This window comes from Blastomonas sp. RAC04 (assembly GCF_001713435.1).
GTDB lineage: Bacteria > Pseudomonadota > Alphaproteobacteria > Sphingomonadales > Sphingomonadaceae > Blastomonas > Blastomonas fulva.
Genome location: NZ_CP016460.1, coordinates 3,055,385 through 3,074,993, shown reverse-complemented (window position 1 = coordinate 3,074,993; position 19,609 = coordinate 3,055,385). Strand labels below are relative to the sequence as shown.

The window sequence follows — 19,609 nt, the reverse complement described above, 5'->3', positions numbered from 1 at the left end:
TGGACCTAAACCAGTATAACGAAGCCGGATGAACAAGGTGAAAGTTTGTAACAGGAGGGATCGTTAGCGAAAGTCGAGTCTATGTCCATATCCGTTCACGCGCCTGCCCACCTGCCCGCGCATAACCGCCACTGCCAGACATCCGTTCACCCGCGGTGCGATTTCATCCAGCAGGGTGACACGCTGTTGCGACCGCGGTTGCTGCTGGAAGGCTGGTGCGCGGGCTATCGCATCACGCTCGACGGGCGCAGGCAGCTGACCAACCTGTATCTGCCGGGAGAGATCATCGGCGTGTGGCGCAACAGCCAGCCCAGCTTCTATCATTCGGTGATGTCGGTGACGCGGGCCTCGTTTGTGGAGTTCACCACCACTGCCGACAGCGAGGTCGCGCAGAGCGAGTGCGCGTTGTTCGAACAGCAGCTCGAAAACAGCATTTTCCGGCTCGGCTGTCTCAACGCCTATGAGCGCATGGCGCACCTGTTCCTCGAACTGGGCGAGCGGCTGGACATCCGGGGCATGGGGTCGCGCAACGCCTATCGCATGCCTTTGACGCAGGAGCTGCTTGCCGACCTCGTGGGAATCTCCTCGGTCCATGTCAACCGCACCCTGCAGCAGATGCGCGCCGACAATGCGATCAGCCTGGTCAACAGCCGGCTGACCCTGACGGACCCCGACAGGCTGGCCGAGCAGGTCCATTATCAGCCGTTGCTGTAACCGCCTGCCCGGCTGAGATTTCGGCGCGCGGAACCGGCGGGCCGGGCCAGTGCCAGACCAGCGCGGACAGGCCGAGCCAGGCCGAGAACATCAGCAGATAGGGCCAGCGGCGCGGCCACAGCCTGGCCACCAGCAAGGTGACCGCGCCGGTGCCCGCCAAGGCAATCAGCGTCGCGGCGGCTACACGTGTGCCGGAGCCTGTGAGTGCGGTCTGGATCGCTACGCTGGCCCATTGCGCGGGCAGCAGCACCAGCAGCCATTTGGGCAGCGCGCCCGGCATGGCCAAGGCGGTTGCCAGCATCGCTGCCTCGCCGCCGACCACGAACACGGCGATCCACCAGCCCTTGTCGGCTGCCGAGCGGGCAAACAGCGCGCCGCGCGCGGCGAAACTGAACACCGCGACGATGACGGCCAGCGCCAGCGACATCGGGTGCGGCAAGGGCGGCATGCCCAGCGCTCGCGCCAGCCCGATCAGCCCCGCGCCAGCCACCAGCGCGAGACCGATGCCGATCCACAGCCGCCCGGCCGCCGCCGCAGCGATCATCCCGGCTCCCATCAGCCCCACCGCCAGGATCGGTCCTGCAACCATCGCCAGCGGGGTCGGCGCGGGCGCGTCTGCCAGCAACAGCATCGCCAGCGCAGGGGCGACGGCCCCCGCCAGCGCCACTGTCAGCCATGCTGCAAGCGATGAGGACAAGGGCTGTTCATGCGGCAAGGGTTTCATGCGATCTCCACCGACACCAGCCACGCCGTTTCGGGATATTGCAGCGGCAGGCTGATGCCCGCCAGACGCAGCGCGCGGCCCGACAGGACAACGCCTTCGGCATAGGACCGGGCGTGCGAAAGCTGCGCCCTGGCCTTTTCGCAATATGGCGGCAGCAGCGCGACGCGGTAATGCGCTTCATCGTCCAGTCCGGCAAAGCGGATGTGGGGCACATCATAAGTGGCGGCCTGGCGCGTCTGGGCGATCAGTGCGATCCCCCGGCCTTTGTGCATCGCCAGCAGCGCATGGACACCCGCACCGGCAGGCGTGAGCTGCCACAAGCGCCCGGAATGCAGGACATCGCGCCATTGCTTGTAGAGCGCGATGTGCGCGGCGAGGCATTGGCGGTCCTCGGTCGACATCGCGCCCGGGTCCGCCTCGACGCCCATATGGCCGAACATGGCGACCTTGGCGCGAAAATCCATCGCCACCTGCCGGCCGGTGATCGGGTTGGGGCTGGGCCCGACGTGGTTGCCCGCGATGCGCATCGGCAGGAAATCGAACCAGCCGGCGTTGACCTGCAGCCGCTCGATAGGATCGTTGTTGTCGCTGGCCCAGAAGCGGCTGCACCGCTCGAGAATTTCCAGATCGACCCGTCCGCCTCCGCTCGCGCAGGTCTCGATCTCGACCTGCGGATGCGCGGTACGCAGCCGGTCGAGCAGCGCATAAAGCGCGATCACCTGCGCATGGCCCTTGCCGGCAAGCGGGAAGAGATCGCGATTGTGGTCCCATTTGAGATAGGCGATATCATGTTCCGCCAGCAGCCGGTCGAGACTGGCCAACAGATGCCCCGAGACCTCGGGCCGCGTCAGATCGAGCACCAGTTGGTTGCGCTGGGTCAGCCGCGGGTGATCAGGCAGGTGCAGGCACCAATCGGGATGCGCGCGGTACAAGGCGCTGTCGGGACTGACCATCTCGGGCTCGACCCACAGGCCGAAGTCCATGCCAGACCCGCGGACATGATCGATCAGCGGATCAAGGCCACCGGGAAAGATCCCGGGATCGGCCACCCAGTCTCCCAGGCTGGTGGTGTCATCGCGGCGTCCGGCAAACCAGCCATCGTCGAGCACGAACCGCTCTACCCCCAGAGCCGCCGCCCGGTCCGCCAGCGCGCAGAGCTTTTCGAGGCTCTGATCGAAGGCGAGCGCTTCCCAGCTGTTCAGATGGACCTTGCGCGGGGTTGATGCCGCTATCTCCGGCGCGACCGCGCCCAGCACATGCGCGTGAAAGGCATGGCGCAGGCTGGCGATGCCCTGCGCGCTGACCGCAACCAGCGCGCGCGGGGCGCAGAACGTGTCGCCAGGCGCCAGCATGATTTCCCCAGGCTCCAGCTGCGCCGCCATGGTCAGCGTGGCATCGCCGTCGGCATTGCGCTCGACGGACAGCACATGATCTCCGCTCCACGCGAGATGCGCGCTGAGCGCGTCGCCGTGAACTTCGCCTGCGTTGTCGCCTTCGATCCGCACCCAGTTGCCGCCGCCGAAACCGGGTCGCCCGCCATAGGACGCGCTGGTGATCGCCCCCTGGTGCAGGGCCAGCCGCTGCTGCTGCATCTCGCCGGACCAGCGGCCTGCATAGCGCACCATATGGCTGGCCCAGCTGGGCAATGGCAGCGTCAGCGATGCCAGGCTGATCAGCCCGATCGGGTGCGTGCCCTGATTGCGCAGCTGCGTGCCGAACTCGACCAGCCCGCCGTGAACGATCGAAAGCTCGATCTGGACACTCAGGCCCAGGGCGTCATCGCGGTGCTCGAGGCACAGCCCGGCGTCGCGCTGCGTGATCGCGACCACCGGCATCCGCGGCGTCAGCGGGCGTCCGTGCTGCTGGATGACGATGGACGGCGCGCAAAGATGTCCCTCTCCCGCAAAGGGCAGCAGCGAACGCGGCGCGGGGCGGTCCGGCTGCGAGGCATGCCGCCCGCGCCGCAGGACATCGCACAGGCTCGCAAGATCCTCGGCCATCGGCAGGGTCGGCCCGAAATAGACCGGTTCCGCAGCACCGGCGCGCAGATCGAGCACCATCGTGAGACCGTCGCCATCGAGACGCGCGCACGGGGGGAGGCTGGACATGAAAGGTGGCCTTGATGGAATGACAGTCAATGAACGGCGCAAGGCCTTGCTTGATCTAAACCTGTTGGACCGGCATGAGCAAGAAAAGGGTGGGAGAGGGCTGTTGCCGGAGGTCATGGTGCAGGGAAGCCAGGTGGCGGTGTTCATTGCGATCACCGCGCTGATCGGGCTGGCGACTTGGTGGAAGGTCCGCAGCATTGGCGGCTCGCACGACGGATCGGGCAAGGAGGTCTTCCTCGCCGGCGGCGGCCTCACCTGGCTGTACGTGGCAGGCTCGATCACGCTCACCAACCTGTCGACCGAACAGCTTGTCGGCATGAACGGCAACCAGATGCTGCTGCTCGCCTGGTGGGAGATTTCGGGCTTTGTCGGGCTGATGATCCTCGCGTTCATCTTCGTGCCGATCTACTATCGCCAGGGGTGCACCACCGTGACCGAGCTTCTGGAGCGCCGCTATGAGGGCGGCAGCATCCGCACCGTGATCTCGGCGATCTTCCTGCTCGGGAACATCCTGATCTACCTTCCCGCAGCGCTCTATTCGGGCAGCCTTTTCCTCAAATCCATGTTCGGTGTGGACTGGCCGCTGCTGTGGTTCGCAGCGCCGATGGCCATCATCGCGGCCATCTACACCATCACCGGCGGCCTCAAGGCCGTGGCGGTGATGGATACCTTTTCCGGCATCGGCGTGCTCGCCGTCGCGATGCTGGTGGTCATCCTGGCCCTGAACGCGGTCGATTTCGATCTGGTCAGCGGGGTGCCGGCGGAGCGGATATCGATGGTTGGTGATACGGACTCGCCCATTCCGTTCCACACCCTGTTCACCGGGATGCTGTTCATCCAGATCTTTTACTGGTCCACCAACCAGAACATCACGCAAAAGGCGATGACCGCGCCGACCATCCGCGAAGCGCAAAAGGGCGTGATGGCCGCAGCCGTGGTGCGGATCTTGATCATTCCGGTGATCGTCGTCGTGCCCGGGGTGGTGGGATACAAGCTGTTCGGGCCGATGGGCGATGCAAGCTATGGCCGGGTGGTGGCGCATGTGCTCCCGCCGTGGATGTCGGGCGCGTTCGCCGCGCTGATGGCGGCGGCAGTGATCGCGCACACCAGTGCGATCCTCAACAGCTCGGTCGCGCTTTATGCGATCGACTTCCACGACAAGTTCATCCGGTCGGTCAAGAGCCACTGGAAGCTGGCCGCCTGGACCTCAGCGGTCCTGACCGTCACTTCGATCCTGCTGGTCCCTGCGTTCGAAAACGCCAAGAGCATCATCAACCTGTTGCAGGAATTGAACGGTCTGTCGTCGATGCCGGTGCTGTCCGCGTTCATCGCCGGGCTGCTGTTCGCCAATGTCGATGCGCGCGCGGCGATCATCGGGCTGGTGTTCGGGGTTGCGAGCTACGCGCTGCACACCTTCGTGCTGTACAAGCCCGACATGCTCTATCCCGGCGAGACCTTCTACCAGCATATCGGCTGGAGCGGGCTGCACTATATCGATGTGATGCTCATGGTGCTGGTGGCGTCGGTCATCGTGGCGCTGACATCGAACCGCGTGATTTTCGGCAACGTCGCCCGCTATGTCGGTCCGGGAGCAAGACGCGATGGGTGATGCTGCAGCCGTGCACCGCCGGTTCAATCCGCTGATCGGCCAATGGGTGCTGGTCTCGCCGCATCGCACCCGGCGCCCGTGGCAGGGCCAGATCGAGGCGCCCGACATTGCTGTGCTGCCTGCGCACGATCCGGCCTGCTTTCTTTGTCCGGGCAACACCCGCGCCAATGGAGAAACCAATCCCGATTACTCCGGACCCTGGGTGTTCGAGAATGATTTCGCCGCGCTGATGCCCGTCGCCGAGGCCTTGGCCGCGACAGATCCCGACCCGGACGCGTTGCTGGTGGCCGAGCCGGTCTCGGGAGAATGCCGCGTGATGTGCTTCTCCCCCAACCACGCGCTGACGCTGCCCGAGCTGCCCGCTGCGGAACTGCGCGCGGTGATCGATACCTGGGCCGAGCAATCTGCCGAGCTGGGGCAGCGTTATGCCTGGGTCCAGATCTTCGAGAACAAGGGCGCGGCCATGGGCTGCTCCAACCCGCACCCGCACGGACAGATCTGGGCGAGCGCGCATCTGCCTGATGAACCGGCGAGAGAGGATGCGCGCCAGCGGGCCTATTTCGAGAGGACCGGGCGGACGCTGCTCGGCGATATCGCCGCGCGCGAGGCCGGCGGCCCGCGCGTGGTGATCGAAAACGCGCGCTGGATGGCGATCGTCCCGTTCTGGGCGGTCTGGCCGTTCGAAACGCTGGTGCTTCCGCGCTTTGCCGTCCAGCGGATCGAGCAGCTCGAGGCATCCGACCGCGACAGCCTGGGCGCGCTGCTCAGCGAACTGACCGCGCGCTACGACAACCTGTTCGGCTGCTCGTTCCCCTATTCGATGGGCTGGCACGGCGCGCCCTACGGCGCGGGCGATCAGGCGCACTGGCAGCTGCACGCGCATTTCTATCCGCCGCTGCTGCGGTCTGCCAGCGTTCGCAAGTTCATGGTCGGCTATGAAATGCTCGCCGAGGCGCAGCGCGATCTGACCGCCGAACAGGCTGCCGAGCGGCTGCGCGCCGTCAGCCCGGTCCATTACCGCAAGGCGACCCCGGCATGAGCGACACATTCCCGCTCGTCGAACGCACGATCGCCGCGTTTCGCCGCGCCTATGGCCATGATCCCGCGATCCTCGCTTTTGCCCCCGGCCGGGTCAATCTGATCGGCGATCATACCGATTACAACGACGGCTTTGCCCTGCCTTGCGCGCTGCAGTTCGGCACCGTGGTTGCCGCAAGCCCGCTGGAGGAGCCGCGCATTATCGCGCGAGCCGCGGACCTGGACATGGCGGAAGATGACGTCCGTATCGATGCGCCGATCGAGACCGCGGCCCAGGGCGAGTGGCGAAATCACGTCCGCGGCATCGCTGCCGGATTGCCCGCATTCGGCCTGCCGGTGCGCGGGGCAAAGCTCGCCTTTTCGGGCGATGTGCCGCAGGGCAACGGCCTGTCCTCGTCCGCCTCGCTGGGGGTTGCGCTGGGCCTTGCGCTGACGGCTGTGGCGGGTGCGCAGGCGCCCGACAAGCGCGTGCTGGCCCGCGTCGCGCAATGGTCCGAGCATCATTATGTCGGCTGCGCCTGCGGCCTGCTCGACCAGATAGCGTCGGCCTTTGGCGAGCAGGACGGCGCGCTGCTGCTCGACTGCCGCAGCCTGAGCGCAAAGCCGGTTGCCTTTCCCGCCGATGCCGCGATCGTCATCGTTCCTTCGGGCGTGGCGCGCGGGCTCGTCGACAGCGCCTATAACGAGCGCCGCGCCCAGTGCCGGCAGGCGGCGGAGTATTTCGGCGTCGGGTCGTTGCGCGACCTGGACCTGGCGATGCTCGAGGCAGGCGAGGCCAGCTGCGATGCCACCGTCTATCGCCGCGCGCGGCATGTCGTCACCGAAAATGCGCGCACGCTGAGCGCAGCCGAGGCGATGGCGCGCGGCGATCTGGCGGAGCTTGGGCAAGCCATGCGGCAATCGCATGCATCGTTGCGGGACGATTTCGAGGTCAGCGTGCCGGCGGTGGATGCGCTGGTCGACAGCCTGAACGCCGCGATCGGCGAGGACGGCGGCGCCAGAATGACCGGAGGCGGCTTTGGCGGCTGTGTCGTGGCGGTGATCGCGGCAGACCGGCTGCCTGCAGTGGATCGCGCGATTGCCAACCATTGGCAGCGCGCGGGCCTGCCGGCACAGGCCCATTTCCGGGGCATTCCGTCCGCCGGAGCCCGCCTGCTGCGCGGCTGACCGCCGAGTACCCGGCAGCCAAGACGCCTTTTTGACGTGGCGCGCGCGCCAAATCGCCATATCGTCTGTTCGCAATCCCCGGCCCCACAAGAGAGCAACCGCGCAGCCATGATCTCCGATAGCCCATCCCCGAAGCCGCAGCTGATGAAGCTTGGCGTCTGCTACTATCCCGAGCACTGGCCCGAATCGCAATGGGCTAACGATGCCCGGCGGATGCGCGAGATCGGGCTGACCCGGGTGCGCATCGGCGAGTTTGCCTGGAGCCGGATCGAACCCGAGCCCGGCCGGTTCGATTGGGCCTGGCTCGACCGGGCAATCGAAACGCTGCATGCCGCAGGGCTTGGCGTCATCCTGGGAACGCCCACGGCCACGCCTCCCAAATGGCTGGTCGATTCCATGCCCGACATGATCGCGGTCGACCGCGACGGTCGTCCGCGGCGCTTCGGGTCGCGGCGTCATTACTGCTTCAGCCACATCGGATATCGCAAGCAGTCCGCGCGCATCACCCGCGCCGTGGCCGAACGCTATGGTCACCATCCGGCGGTGGTCGCGTGGCAGACCGACAATGAATATGGCTGCCACGACACGGTGCAGAGCTTTTCACCCGCTGCCTTGGCGGCGTTCCGTGTCTGGCTGGCCGAACGTTATGGCGATGTCGCAGCGCTCAACCGCGCCTGGGGCAATGTGTTCTGGAGCCAGGAATATCGCAGTTTCGACGAAATCGACCTGCCCAACCTGACCGTCACCGAAGCGAACCCGGCGCATTGGCTCGCCTTCCGCCGCTTCGCCTCGGACGAGGTCGTCCGCTTCAACCAGATCCAGGTGGACATCCTGCGCGAATTGTCCCCCGGGCGCGACATCACCCACAACTTCATGGGGTTCTTCACCGAGTTCGATCATCACGATGTCGCGCAGTCGCTCGATGCCGTGGGCTGGGACAGCTATCCGCTGGGCTTTCTCGAAAGCTTCCGGTTCAGCGAGGAAGACAGACTGCGTTATGCGCGGCAGGGCCACCCCGATATCGCCGCCTTCCATCACGATCTGTACCGGGGATGCACGCGCGGTGGCCGCTGGTGGGTGCTGGAGCAGCAGCCCGGACCGGTCAACTGGGCGCGGCACAACCCGGCGCCGCTGGATGGCATGGTGCGGCTGTGGACGCTCGAGGCGCTGGCCCATGGCGCCGAGCTGGTCAGCTATTTCCGCTGGCGCCAGGCACCCTTTGCCCAGGAACAGCTGCACGCTGGTCTTTTGCGCCCTGACGATGTCCCCGCGCCCGCCTATGCCGAAGCGGCCCAGGCCGCGCGCGACATCGCCGCGATCGGTCCGATGTCCGCTGCGGCCAAGAGCGTCGCGCTGATCTTCTCCTATGATTCGGACTGGATCACAACGATCCAGCCGCAGGGTGCGGGGCTGTCCGCGTTGTGGGCGGCGTTCGATGCCTATTGCGCGCTGCGGCAGCTGGGTCTGAATGTCGACATCCTCCCGGCCAATGCGCCGCTCGAAGGCTATGCGATGTGCGTGGTGCCCTGCCTGCCGGTGGTGCCCGACGAACTTTTGGCGCACCTCGCCGCCTTTGAAGGCCCTGTCGTGATCGGCCCGCGATCGGGAAGCGGCACGGCCGACTTCGCGATACCCGATGGCCTGCCGCCCGGCGCGATCTTCCCGGCCAAAGTCGTGCGGGTGGAGAGCCTGAGACCGGGGCTGGTGCATCCGGGCCAGGGTTGGGCGGTGCGCCGCTGGATCGAGCATCTGGAAACCGATGCGGCAGCAGAGCTCGTCGCCGATGACGGAACCGTCGCCTGCTGGCGATCGGGCAACCGACGCTATCTTGCCGCCTGGCCCGAGCCGGACATTCTCGCGCCCGTTCTGCAGGCTGCAGCGCGCGAGGCGGGCGTCGACACCGTGGCGCTGCCCGAGGGTCTGCGCCTGCGCCGCACGGCCAGCCATGTCTTTGCGTTCAATTATGCCCCAACCCCGGTCGCGATCCCCGATGGCATCGGCGGCCGGCTGGTGCTGGGCGAAAGCCTGATTCCTCCCGCCGGGATTGCCGTGCTGACGCTCTGAGGCGGCCCCTGCTTGCCTCAGCCCGAAACCCAGCTGCCGTGGAAGCTCAGCGGCAGCGGGACGGTGCTGCGCCAGGTGACCACCGGGCCGTCGGCAACCTTGCGGGCGTCGAACACGTGCAGCTCGGTCGCGCATGCGTCGAGGTTGAGCGTGGTGCCGATCAGGTGGCGGCCTGCGGGGACGAACTCCTCCACCAGCTGGCGGGCACCGAAATCGAAGCTGTCGTCGCGGCCGGACCGCCAGTCCCAGATGCCGATGCTGCGCGCGAAGGGGCGGTCGGTGCGATAGCCTCCGACATGGATGGTCTGGTGGCGCAGAAGGCCAGCAGTCTCCGGCGCGCTGCGCAGGAACTCGGCGGAAATCCCTGCAGCCTTCATGTCGGCGCGGCCATCGGGGTGCAGCGTCACAAGGGTGAGCTCGGGCCTCTCTGAATATTCGTGCCGCCCCTCGACCAGCCCCGGCGCGCCCAGCAACGCGAAGGTCGGGTCGGCGTGGAAACAGCCATCGAAGCGGATGGTGCCGTCGGCCTCCTCCCAGGCATCGCCCAGATGGAAGAAGAACAATGGCGGCAGCTCGTATTCGCGGCGGCGCGAGAGGTCGTCCTTGTCCAGAACCAGCACCCGCGATCCGCGCTCGGGGCGCCAGCTCATGCTCTGCGAGAACGGCAGGCGGGCCTGGTCCGATACCCAGGGCTGGCACAGGATGACGAGGTGCCGGGCGGTGGCGGTGAAGTCGTGCATATAGCTTGCCATTGGCAGCGCGATGGCCTGACCCGCCTCGAAACTGCCATCGGCCGAGAGCCTCCAGACATAGGCGCTGTCGCCGCCCGACCCGATGTTCCAGATCTGCCCCGAAGGTTCGATCCGCGGATGCGCGAGGAACGGCATCCTGGCGAGATCGTCGCGAAAGGTCACCATGCCCTGCGTCGCCAGCGTTTCCGGGTCGAGCGCGGTGGCGGACCCTGCCTCCCACAGCGCCAGCAGGCGGCCACCTGCGGCGATCACATGGGTGTTGGCCGGGTTGGTATCGTCCGGACTGCCGACACTCGCGCCCGGCCCTGCCGGCGTGCCGAAGCCGGGCTGGACGATGCGGTCGAGCTGCTCTTCGAGGCGGCGCTTGGGGGTGTCGACGAACCGCGCTGCAAGGCTCGCCTGGTCGCCGTTCACCCGCCAGGCGCGCACCAGCCCGTCGCCATCGAACCAGTGTCCGACCGCGCTCGCGCCGCGCCGGAAGCGCGCGGGGCCATTGCGGTAGAGCGTGCCCTTGAGCGCCGGTGCGCGGCCCGAGACGCGCACCAGCGGCTGCGGCGCGATGTCCGACAGGATGTCGCCCACGCCCAGCGTCCAGTCGGGCAGCGCCGGGGCTTGCGTCGCCGCCATCGCGGTGCCGGCCCAGCCGGGCAGCATGGCGCCGGCGGTGGCAAGGCCTCCGCGCAGCAGAAGATCCCGGCGGTTCAGGCTGGCGGCGGTCACTGGAAGCTGATCCGGGTTTCGCTGGCCCCTGTCGGCACGTCAAAGCTCGCCGCTTTCCACAGCGCTGGCCCGCCTTCGGGCCTTGCTCCATTGGAAAAGGCAAAGGGTTCGAGCGGCATGCCGAAGGGGTTCATCTTCATCTGGCCATCGCCATCGACATCGTGGAACACCTTGATCGCATAGCGGCCCGGCGCAAGACCGGTGAGCGTCAGCGTGGCGGTGGCACCGTCGACCTCGACCATGCCCACCCGTGCGGGCTTGCCGCCCTTGTCGTGCGCTGTCTCGCTGTCATAGACACTCATCAGGATCCGGCCGGTCGGAGCGGTGATCTGTTCGAACCGGATGGTGAGGCTGGCGCTGGCGCTGGGGTTGGCGGCGGCCATCTGCGGGGCCTGTGGCTGCGGCGCCTGCGCGCTGGCCATGCCGGCTGCCGCAAGCGCTGCGATCGCGAAAAAGGTCTTCATGGGTCGGGTCTCCTGAGGGTGATGACGGCGGTGCCGCCATTGACCGTTTCCTCCTGCCCCGGCTATCACCCGTCGGTCTTCCCTGGATACGTGAGTTGCGAGCCTTGATGCGTGAGAACGAAGCCTCTGCAGTTCGCGCTTCGCCAAATGCATTTTCCCTGCAGACGCAGGCGTTTCGCGGGCTTGGAATCGCGGCGGCGGCTGCGGCGGTTCTGGCCTATCTCGGCGCATTGGGCACGGGCGAGGCGCCGCTGGGCCTTCGCCTTGCCTATTGGGCCGCGGTGATCATGCCGGGATCGTTCCTGGGGATGGGGGTGTCGGCGCTGGTGCGCAGCTGGGGCGGCCTGGAATCGCGACGCTGGCTGGAGATCGCGCTGGTGGCGCTGCTGGTGTCGCTCCCGCACAGCTTCATCGTGATCGTGGTGAGCGCGCTGTTCTTCGGCGTGGAGATGATCACGCCGATGCTGGTGCTCCAGTTCTGGCTGGCGGTGCTGCTGATCACGCTGGTGCTGACCGCGATCAACTATCTCGCCAATGCCGATATCCAGCCCAGGGCGCCCGCACTTCAACCCGCCATGGCGCTCCCGGATGCCGCACAGCCGGTCCCGATCCAGAGCGCCCAGCCCGAAACTGCTCCGGCGATCCCGCCATTGCTGGCCGAAAAGCTGCCGGTCAATCTGCGCAGCGCCAGGCTGCTGGCGATCGAGGCCGAAGACCATTATCTGCGCGTCCATACCGATGCGGGAAGCAATCTGGTGCTGATGCGGATGACCGATGCCTGCGCCTTGCTGGAGGATGCGCCTGGGGCGCGGGTCCACCGCAGCTGGTGGGTCGCACGCGCCGCGGTGACCTCAGGCGGTCAGCGCGCAGGCCGCATGATGCTCGATCTGTGCTCGGGGCTGCAGGTGCCGGTCAGCCGGGCGATGCAGCAGCGGCTGAAGGGCAGCGGCTGGTTCTCGCAAGGCTCCTGACACGCCCTGCGCATCACCGCATGGTCTTGAGCAGGTCGTCCAGCGATATGTTGGCGAACCCCACCGAGCTGTCCGAAATGCCATAGGGAATGACCAGCTGGTCCTCCAGCAGCATCGCGCCGCAGGTATAGATCACGTTGGGCACATAGCCCGACCGGTCCGCATTCTCGGCGGTAAGCAGCGGCTGGGTGGTGCGCGCGATAACCTTCGAGGGATCGTCGAGATCGAGCAGCGCGCAGCCAAGCGCGTATTTGCGCATCGCGCCCACGCCATGGGTCAACAGCAGCCAGCCATGCGGCGTGCGGATCGGGCTCCCGCAGTTGCCGATCTGGATGAATTCCCAGGGGAATTCAGGCTCCATGATCAGGCGGCCTTCGTCTTCCCAGCAATCCACCCGCGGGCTCTGGAGCAGGAACAGGTTCTTGCCGTCCTGCCGTCCGATCATCGCATATTGCCCCCCGATCTTCTCGGGGAACAGCGCCATGCCCTTGTTTCTGCCGGCCTTGCCTTCGATGGGCTCGAGCACGAACTGCTTGAAGTCGGTGGTGCGAAGCAGCTCCGACCGGATGGTCGCGCCCGAATACGCGGTATAGGTTCCGATCCACTCAAAGCTGCCGTCGTCGTGACGAAAGCGCACGAGCCTCAGGTCTTCCAGCCCGTTGCGTTGCTGCTCGGTCACGGGAAAGATCACGGTGTTGGAAAGGCTGCTGTCCGCATGGCGATGCACGGTCACGGCGCTGTCGCCGTCGGTCAGGCTGGCATTGTCCAGCTCGACCGAGGTCGCCCACGAGCTCTGCGGCCACAGATCGATGCCGCCGCTCGCCGATGCGATGCCCTCGCGGAAGGCGATCGAACTGATATGGCCTTCACCCACTGCACGCAGCGACATGATGAACCGCACCGCACCGCTTTCGCACCCGCTCTGATCGGGATGCGGGACGATCGAAGGGTTCATCAGCGCGGCCGCTGCATAGGCATATTCGTGACAGAAATATGCCCCGATCAGCTTCTGCCGCGCAGGCGAGAAGTCGGTCTGGCCAAGGCCCAGAGCTGCCTGCACCTCCTGCCACCGCTCGGCGAACATCGCTTCGGTCTGCCAGTGCCGATCCTTGAAATCGGCAAGCACCTTTCCGTACTCCGCGGTGACCTCGTCTTCGCCGAGCGCGGTGATGTTCTCAACCAGCTTCAATGCACGGTTGTCTTCGGCCTGCTGGGCTTGCCAGGTCAGATGGAACGGGCGCAGCACGACCCGCGACGGGTCGGCGCTCAGTCTCAGGTCATGGATATGCAAGGGCCCGCGATACCTGTTTCTTGAGCTTTTCAACCGCGTCTCCCGAATGCTGGCCTTCATCTGGCACGAGCGCTAGCATGGAATGATAACCGAGTTGAAACGCCAATATGCTTTCAGCGCCGCAGTTCAGATTGGCGCCCCGCGGGTTCAGGCCATCCCTGCACAGTCCGCTGACCGGATCTGCCAGAACCTCGCCCCTGTCGTTGGCACCGAAGAACCAGTTCCACGCGGCCAGCCCGTAGCGGCGCCAATGCGGCCCACCGTCTGCCGCAAATGCCGCAGCGCACGCATCCAGCGCGGCCTGCGCCTCGAGCGGCTGCTGGTCGAACGGCATATGGCCATAATCCTGGCCGAACCCCTCCGATCCGATGGGACGGAAATGACCGGCAGCGGCGATCTGCCGTTCGCAGATCCAGCGCAGCGTATCGAGCCCGATCTCAAGCCAGTCGTTGCGGCCAAGCGCCATTCCTGCCGCGATCAGCGCCTGGGGCATGCGCGGGTTGTCATAAGCGAGCATCGCTTCGAACCAGGTCCAGTCGGGACGGCGGGACTGCCCCGCAAGATGCGCGAGGATCCCGGCGCCGCGTTCGGCTGCGCGCAACGACGGGCCATGCGCGGGCCGGACCTGGAGCATGGCCGAAGCGCCCAGGGTAATAAACGCCAGCGTCCGGGGGCTGTCCAGGGTGGCGCAATGATCCAGAACCTCGTCATACAGACGGGTTGCCCATTCGCGGATATCCCTGTTGGGGTTGTTCACCGCGGTGTGCGCCAGCGACCAGACGGTCCGGCCGTTCGAATCTTCCGATCCGAAATCCTCGAGCCAGCTTCGATCAAATCCCATGAAATTGCGGAAGAGACCCTTGTCGGGGTTCCAGGCATGCTGGATGAACGACGCACAGACCGTCGAGCGATCGGTCTGCTCGCTGGTGCCGATCGCGGTAGTGACGTTGAGGAGCATCAGCGCCCGGACATTGTCATCAAGGCAATAGCCGTGCCTGCGATCGGGGATCATCCCGAGCGCGTGCTGGAACATTCCGGTTGAATCGCTCATCCGGCGGACACCGTCGAAGCTTGGCTGCACCAGCGCGGTCTTGGAAAGCGGGCGCGCGACGGTCTGCTCGATCATCTGCTCGACCGCTTCTGCAAAGCGCGGCCAGATGGTCTGCCTGCCGCGATCATAGGCGCGCAGCTTCTGCGCCGCCAGCGTGCCGGGGTCGGCGAGAAGCGAGCAGACAGCGTCGGCGATTCCCGATACCGATTGCGGCTCGATCAGCACGCCCACCCCACCGGCGAGCAGCTCGCGGGCGTGGATGTACGGCGTCGACACAACCGCCTTCCCGAGTGCAACGGCGTAGCTCAGCGTACCGCTCGTCGATTGCTGGAGGTTTGGATAGGGCGTAAGGTAGATGTCGCAGGCCTCGAGCTGATCGAGCAGCTCGTCGGTGCTCAGAAACCTGTTTTCCCATTCGATGGCGTGCGCCACGCCCAGCTGTTCGGCGCGCTGCATCAGCTCTTCGCGATAGCGCTCGCCCTCACTGGCGACCAGATTGGGATGCGTCGCTCCGACGATGCGATAGCAGATGTCGGGGTTGCTGCGCAGGATGGCAGGCAGCGCCTCGATTACGGCTTCAAGCCCCTTGCCGCGGCCGAGCAGGCCGAAGGTGGTGAGCACCGGGCGATCGCCCAGCCCGCGTTCGGCCTTGAACTGCTGTTCCCTGCCGAACGGACGGTCGGGTGCGCCGTGCTCGATCACGTCGATGATCTCGTGCGGCGCATGATGCCGCTCGGTCAGCCGGTCGCGCGACAGGGGGCTCATCACCATGATCCTCGATGCCCTGCTGACAAGATGGTCGATGATCCGCCGCTGGTTGTCCGACGGGTCCTCGAGCACGGTGTGGAAGGTGATGATGAGCGGGGCTGCGATCCGGTCGACCAGATCGATGATCATTTCGCCGTCGGGCCCGCCATAGATGCCGAACTCGTGCTGCACCCAGACGGCATCGGTGGTGGTGGCGTTGATTGCGGCTGCCGCGTCGCGATGGCTTTCGACATCACTGCTGCAGATCGCGTTCACGCCCTCGGGGATGGCGGCATCGCCATTGGTCATCGCCCAGATGTTGAACTTCACGTTATCGAAATGCGCGCCGATCTGCTCGACGACATCGGCCGCAAAGGTTGCAAGCCCGCATTTGCGGGGCGGATAGGTGCTGATGATCGTGACGCAGCGCTGGGGCTGGCGGCGGGGAAACGAGACGATTGTCGAACTGTGCTGGTCCTCGCCCTTGGACCCATGGGCAAAAAACATGCTGCGCCTCCTGAGATGTCAGGATGGTTACGCTGCGCTGCACAAAACGTTGCCCTTGCCGATGCGGATAACGTTCGATTTTCGACCGATTGCACGGCCTCGCAACCAAATCGCGCCTCAAGATTAACCCATGTTATAATTTTCGGGCCTGTGCGGGAACCTCGAGGGGCTGGCGACGTATTCAACGGGTGTTGAAATAGGCGCGACGACCTCGCTCGCACCGCACGCAGGATTCGCTCATGGCACGCAGACAAGGCGCCGGCAGACCCAGGGATGATGCTCGCCAGGGCCGCAAGGCGCTGGAGACGTCCGCCATGCTGCGCTTTGCCAGGCAGGGCTATGAGGCGACACCGCTGCGCGAGATCGCCGCCGATGCAGGGGTTGATGTCGCGTTGGTCTCCTATCATTTCGGCAGCAAGCTGGGGCTGTGGAAGGCGATTGTCGCAAGCGCCGCGTCCGATCTGCACGATGCTCTGGGTGCAGCGGCGGCCAGGGACAAGGCAGGCGCCGCCGATCCGCGCGCCGATCTGAAGAACGCGATGGCGGCCTATGTGGCGCATCTGCTGGCGCATCCCGAAGTTCCGCGTCTTATCCTGCGCGACACCACCACCGACACGGTCCGTGCCGAGTGGCTGCTGCGCGAGCTTTCGGGGCCCTTGCACCAGCGCTTTTACGATCTGGCGCAAGCGACAGTGGCCGAGTGTCCCGGTGAGCAGGCCTATCTCCAGTTCCGGGTCGCCAATTTCATCTATTCGGCTGCCAGCGCCGTCGCCCGGCGGGAGCGGCTGGCAACGCTGGTGACAGGTGTCGGCGACGAGCACGCCTTTGCCGGGGCGCTCGAGACCACGCTGATCGATGCGGCGCTGCGCTGTGGCTGAGACCCCGCGCCCTCTGGTCGACGCTGCAGATGGCTATGCGTTCAAACCGCACGAGATGCCTATTCTGCCGGGGTCGCCCGCCAACCCCGACCACCCTGCGAGGCGGCGGGCGGCGTATCTCGCCATTGGAATCTTCATCGGCCTGGTGGGCGGGGCGCAGAACGGATTTCAGCTCGCCAACACGTCCGCGCTGCAGGCCGAGTTTGCGCTCACCCCGGTCGAAGCCGGCTGGATGACGGTGGCGTTCTACGCGACCTATGCCTCGATGAGCATGCTGCTCTTCCGGGTGCGGCAGGAATTCGGCATCCAGCTGTTCGTGCGCTGGGCGATGGCGGGGCTGGTGACCGCCAATCTGGTGCAGCTGATCGGGCCGGGCTATCATGCCGAGCTTGGCGCACGCGCCGTCGCCGGGATCGCCGCCAGCGGCCTGTCTGCGCTGACCATCTATTATCTGATGCAGGGCCTTCCGCCCGCGCTGCGCACGGTGGGGCTGGTGCTGTCGCTTGGCCTCACCCAGATCGCCTTTCCGCTCACCCGCGCGCTGTCGCCCGCGCTGCTGGTGGATGGCGATATCGACCGCGTCTTCCAGTTCCAGTTTGCGCTATCGCTGCTCGGGCTGGGGCTGGTTTATCTGCTGCGCCTCCCGCCCGGGGTGCGCAAGCTGACCTTCGAGAAGCTCGACATCCCCAGCATCGCGCTGTTCGTGCTGGGCGTGGCATCGCTGTGCGCGTTCCTGATCCAGGGGCGGATCCAGTGGTGGGACGCTCCCTGGCTGGGCTATGCCGCCGCGCTGGCGATCATCGGCCTGGGCGGCTGCCTGCTGATCGAGGCCAACCGCAAGAGCCCCATGCTCGATCTGAGCTGGCTGTCCAGCCGGGCGATCCTGGGAATTGCGGCAATCGGTGCGACGGTGCGCATTCTGGTCGCCGAACAGGGTTTCGGCGCCAGCGGGATGTTCGTGGCGCTGGGCTATGGCAACGAGCAGCTGACCGGCTATTTCTGGGTGCTCACCGGCACGACGGTCGCCGGCGTGGTGCTCTCGGTCATCCGGCTCGATCCCAAGGACCTCGCACGGCCGGTGCTGTTTGCCGTGCTGGTGATCTGTGTCGCCGCCTTTGCCGATACCCGTGCGGGCGTGATGACCCGCCCGCAGGACTTGTATCTGTCGCAAGCCGCGATCGCCTTTGCAGCGGTGTTCGCGATGGGGCCGGTGCTGATGCAGGGCATGCTCAGGGCGCTTGCCGCAGGGCAGAACTACATCATCAGCTTCATCGCCATCTTCTCGCTGTCGCAATCGGTCGGCGGCCTGGCCGGTATCGCGTTGCTCTCTGCGTTTCACACGATCCGGCTGAAGACGCATCTGATCGATGCCGGGACGACGCTGGCGCTGGGCAACGCGCAGCTTTCGCAGGCGGTCTCCAATGTCGCGCAGCGCACCGCGCCGCTGCAGCAGGACCCGGCGCTGGTGCAGCAGACCACGGCTGCCAGCATATCGCAGCAGATCGGGCGCGAGGCGGCAGTGCTCGCCTTCAACGACGTCTTCTTTCTCATCGGCACGCTTTCGGCGATCACCTTCGTCGCGCTGCTCGTGCCCTGGGTGATCAACAGGATTCGCGGGCGCAATCCGCTCGCCAAGGAACTGGCCTTTATCGAGGCCATGCGCGCAAGGACGAACCCATGACAGCCTCCACTCTTCCGCCGCAGGACACGGCGCCCAAGGCAACTGAAACCGAAGCCCCCCTGGCGCAGCCCGAAAAGGGCTGGTCGCCGCAGGTGTCGCGTCAGCGCGTCGGCGTGGCGCTGGTTCTGATCGTTCTGGGTGTGCTGGCGGCGCTCTTTGCCTGGGGCCTGCCGCCCTTTGCCGGGGGGGACGAGACCACCAACAACGCCTATGTGCGCGGGCGCACGACCATCGTCAGCCCGCAGGTCGCAGGCTATCTGGTCGAAGTCGGGGTCGCCGATTTCCAGAGGGTCGAAAAGGGCCAGCTGCTGGCGCGCATCGATGCCACACCCTATCGCGAGAAGGTCCAGCAGGGCGCGGCCAACATTGCCGCGCAACAGGCGACTTTGGCCAACAGCGAGCAGAGCCTCCGGTCCGCCCAGGCGCAGCTCAGGCTGCAGGATGCCTCGGTCGCCAGCGCACAGGCGGGCTATCTGAAGGCGCAGGCGGATATGAAACGCATCGCCGAGCTGGTCGATGAAGGTTCGGTCTCGCTGCGCGAGCGGGACCAGGCGCTCGCCGCGTTGCGCCAGGCGCAGGCCGGCGTCCGCCAGGCCGAAGCGCAGCGGGCGATCGCGGCAGAGAACATCCGCTCGGTCAGCGTCGGGCGCGGCGCGCTCGAGGCACAGGTGGCAGGCGCGCAGGCATCGCGCGATCTGGCGGCGTTCGAACTGTCGCGCACCGAAATCCGCGCACCCCGCTCGGGCAGGCTGAGCGAGATCACCGCGCGCGAAGGCCAGCTGGTCAGCGCCGGGACGCAATTGATGTACATCGTCCCCGACGAACTTTGGGTGGTCGCCAATTTCAAGGAAGCCCAGACCGAGAAGATGGCGGTCGGCCAGCGCGCGACGCTCGAGGTCGATGCGCTGGGCGGCACCCGGCTGACCGGGCGCGTGCAGAGCGTCTCGCCCGCCGCAAGCAGCGAGTTCAGCATCGTCAAGCCCGACACCGGCGCGGGCAATTTCGTCAAGGTTCCGCAGCGGATCGCGGTGCGGATCGTGCTCGATCCCGGCCAGAAGCCCGCCAGGCGGCTGGGCCCGGGCATGTCGGTCATCGCAACCGTGCACACCGGGGAGTGACGGCG

At 66.3% G+C, this 19,609-nt stretch carries 15 protein-coding genes; 9 read left to right on the top strand and 6 right to left on the bottom strand.

Going from position 1 to position 19,609, the window contains the following annotated elements; genetic code table 11:
• Positions 1–81: 81 nt before the first annotated feature.
• Positions 82–714: a Crp/Fnr family transcriptional regulator gene (locus tag BSY18_RS15285; RefSeq protein WP_083231490.1), complete on the top strand. Its 633-nt coding sequence runs from the start codon at positions 82–84 to the stop codon at positions 712–714.
• On the opposite strand, the gene BSY18_RS15280 is transcribed toward BSY18_RS15285, so the two are convergent.
• Positions 644–1,438, bottom strand: coding sequence for a hypothetical protein (locus BSY18_RS15280; RefSeq protein WP_236823384.1), 795 nt, complete (start codon positions 1,436–1,438; stop codon positions 644–646). The two genes, BSY18_RS15285 and BSY18_RS15280, sit on opposite strands and share 71 nt — an antisense overlap.
• Positions 1,435–3,546 carry an alpha-galactosidase gene (locus BSY18_RS21055; protein ID WP_069051078.1) on the bottom strand — a complete coding sequence of 704 codons (2,112 nt, stop codon included), beginning with the start codon at positions 3,544–3,546 and terminating at the stop codon, positions 1,435–1,437. The genes BSY18_RS15280 and BSY18_RS21055 overlap by 4 nt, the downstream gene beginning before the upstream one ends.
• Before the next feature lie 115 nt (positions 3,547–3,661).
• Between BSY18_RS21055 and BSY18_RS15270 the strand changes: the two genes are divergently transcribed.
• The 4 genes from BSY18_RS15270 to BSY18_RS15255 all read left to right on the top strand — a co-directional run bounded on the left by BSY18_RS15270 (position 3,662) and on the right by BSY18_RS15255 (position 9,424).
• Positions 3,662–5,155, top strand: coding sequence for a sodium:solute symporter family transporter (locus BSY18_RS15270; protein ID WP_150126302.1), 1,494 nt, complete (start codon positions 3,662–3,664; stop codon positions 5,153–5,155).
• The gene (locus BSY18_RS15265) at positions 5,148–6,194 is read left to right on the top strand and encodes a UDP-glucose--hexose-1-phosphate uridylyltransferase (protein WP_069051953.1); all 1,047 of its coding nucleotides are present in this window, start codon (positions 5,148–5,150) and stop codon (positions 6,192–6,194) included. Before BSY18_RS15270 ends, BSY18_RS15265 begins: the two co-directional genes overlap by 8 nt.
• Positions 6,191–7,360 carry a galactokinase gene (galK, locus tag BSY18_RS15260; protein ID WP_083231488.1) on the top strand — a complete coding sequence of 390 codons (1,170 nt, stop codon included), beginning with the start codon at positions 6,191–6,193 and terminating at the stop codon, positions 7,358–7,360. The genes BSY18_RS15265 and galK overlap by 4 nt, the downstream gene beginning before the upstream one ends.
• A gap of 144 nt (positions 7,361–7,504) precedes the next feature.
• On the top strand, positions 7,505–9,424 hold the full coding sequence (locus tag BSY18_RS15255) for a beta-galactosidase (protein WP_069051077.1): 1,920 nt from the start codon (positions 7,505–7,507) through the stop codon (positions 9,422–9,424).
• 17 nt (positions 9,425–9,441) lie between these two features.
• Here BSY18_RS15255 and BSY18_RS15250 read toward each other — a convergent pair whose 3' ends face one another.
• Together BSY18_RS15250 and BSY18_RS20710 are read right to left on the bottom strand one after the other, a co-directional pair.
• Positions 9,442–10,896 (bottom strand): carotenoid oxygenase family protein, encoded by a 1,455-nt coding sequence (locus tag BSY18_RS15250; protein ID WP_216094705.1) that lies wholly within the window; start codon positions 10,894–10,896, stop codon positions 9,442–9,444.
• Positions 10,893–11,360, bottom strand: a complete 468-nt coding sequence (locus BSY18_RS20710; RefSeq protein WP_171900248.1) for a DUF2141 domain-containing protein — start codon at positions 11,358–11,360, stop codon at positions 10,893–10,895. Before BSY18_RS20710 ends, BSY18_RS15250 begins: the two co-directional genes overlap by 4 nt.
• Before the next feature lie 107 nt (positions 11,361–11,467).
• Between BSY18_RS20710 and BSY18_RS15240 the strand changes: the two genes are divergently transcribed.
• Positions 11,468–12,331: a LytTR family DNA-binding domain-containing protein gene (locus BSY18_RS15240; RefSeq protein ID WP_083231487.1), complete on the top strand. Its 864-nt coding sequence runs from the start codon at positions 11,468–11,470 to the stop codon at positions 12,329–12,331.
• Between the two features lie 13 nt (positions 12,332–12,344).
• Here the strand turns inward: BSY18_RS15240 and BSY18_RS15235 are convergent, their stop codons facing one another.
• Together BSY18_RS15235 and BSY18_RS15230 are read right to left on the bottom strand one after the other, a co-directional pair.
• The gene (locus tag BSY18_RS15235) at positions 12,345–13,655 is read right to left on the bottom strand and encodes a glycoside hydrolase family 130 protein (RefSeq protein WP_439469121.1); all 1,311 of its coding nucleotides are present in this window, start codon (positions 13,653–13,655) and stop codon (positions 12,345–12,347) included.
• Entirely contained in the window at positions 13,609–15,927 is a 2,319-nt protein-coding gene (locus BSY18_RS15230; RefSeq protein WP_069051074.1) for a glycosyltransferase family 4 protein, read from the bottom strand. Before BSY18_RS15230 ends, BSY18_RS15235 begins: the two co-directional genes overlap by 47 nt.
• A gap of 239 nt (positions 15,928–16,166) precedes the next feature.
• On the opposite strand from BSY18_RS15230, the gene BSY18_RS15225 reads away from it, so the two are divergent.
• From BSY18_RS15225 to BSY18_RS15215, 3 genes are read left to right on the top strand one after another with little or no spacing between them, the layout of a single operon-like run.
• Complete coding sequence (locus BSY18_RS15225; protein ID WP_083231485.1) at positions 16,167–16,805, top strand: TetR/AcrR family transcriptional regulator; 639 nt, start codon at positions 16,167–16,169, stop codon at positions 16,803–16,805.
• On the top strand, positions 16,798–18,486 hold the full coding sequence (locus BSY18_RS15220) for an MFS transporter (RefSeq protein WP_236823383.1): 1,689 nt from the start codon (positions 16,798–16,800) through the stop codon (positions 18,484–18,486). Before BSY18_RS15225 ends, BSY18_RS15220 begins: the two co-directional genes overlap by 8 nt.
• Entirely contained in the window at positions 18,483–19,604 is a 1,122-nt protein-coding gene (locus tag BSY18_RS15215; protein ID WP_069051071.1) for an HlyD family secretion protein, read from the top strand. The genes BSY18_RS15220 and BSY18_RS15215 overlap by 4 nt, the downstream gene beginning before the upstream one ends.
• Positions 19,605–19,609: the final 5 nt, after the last annotated feature.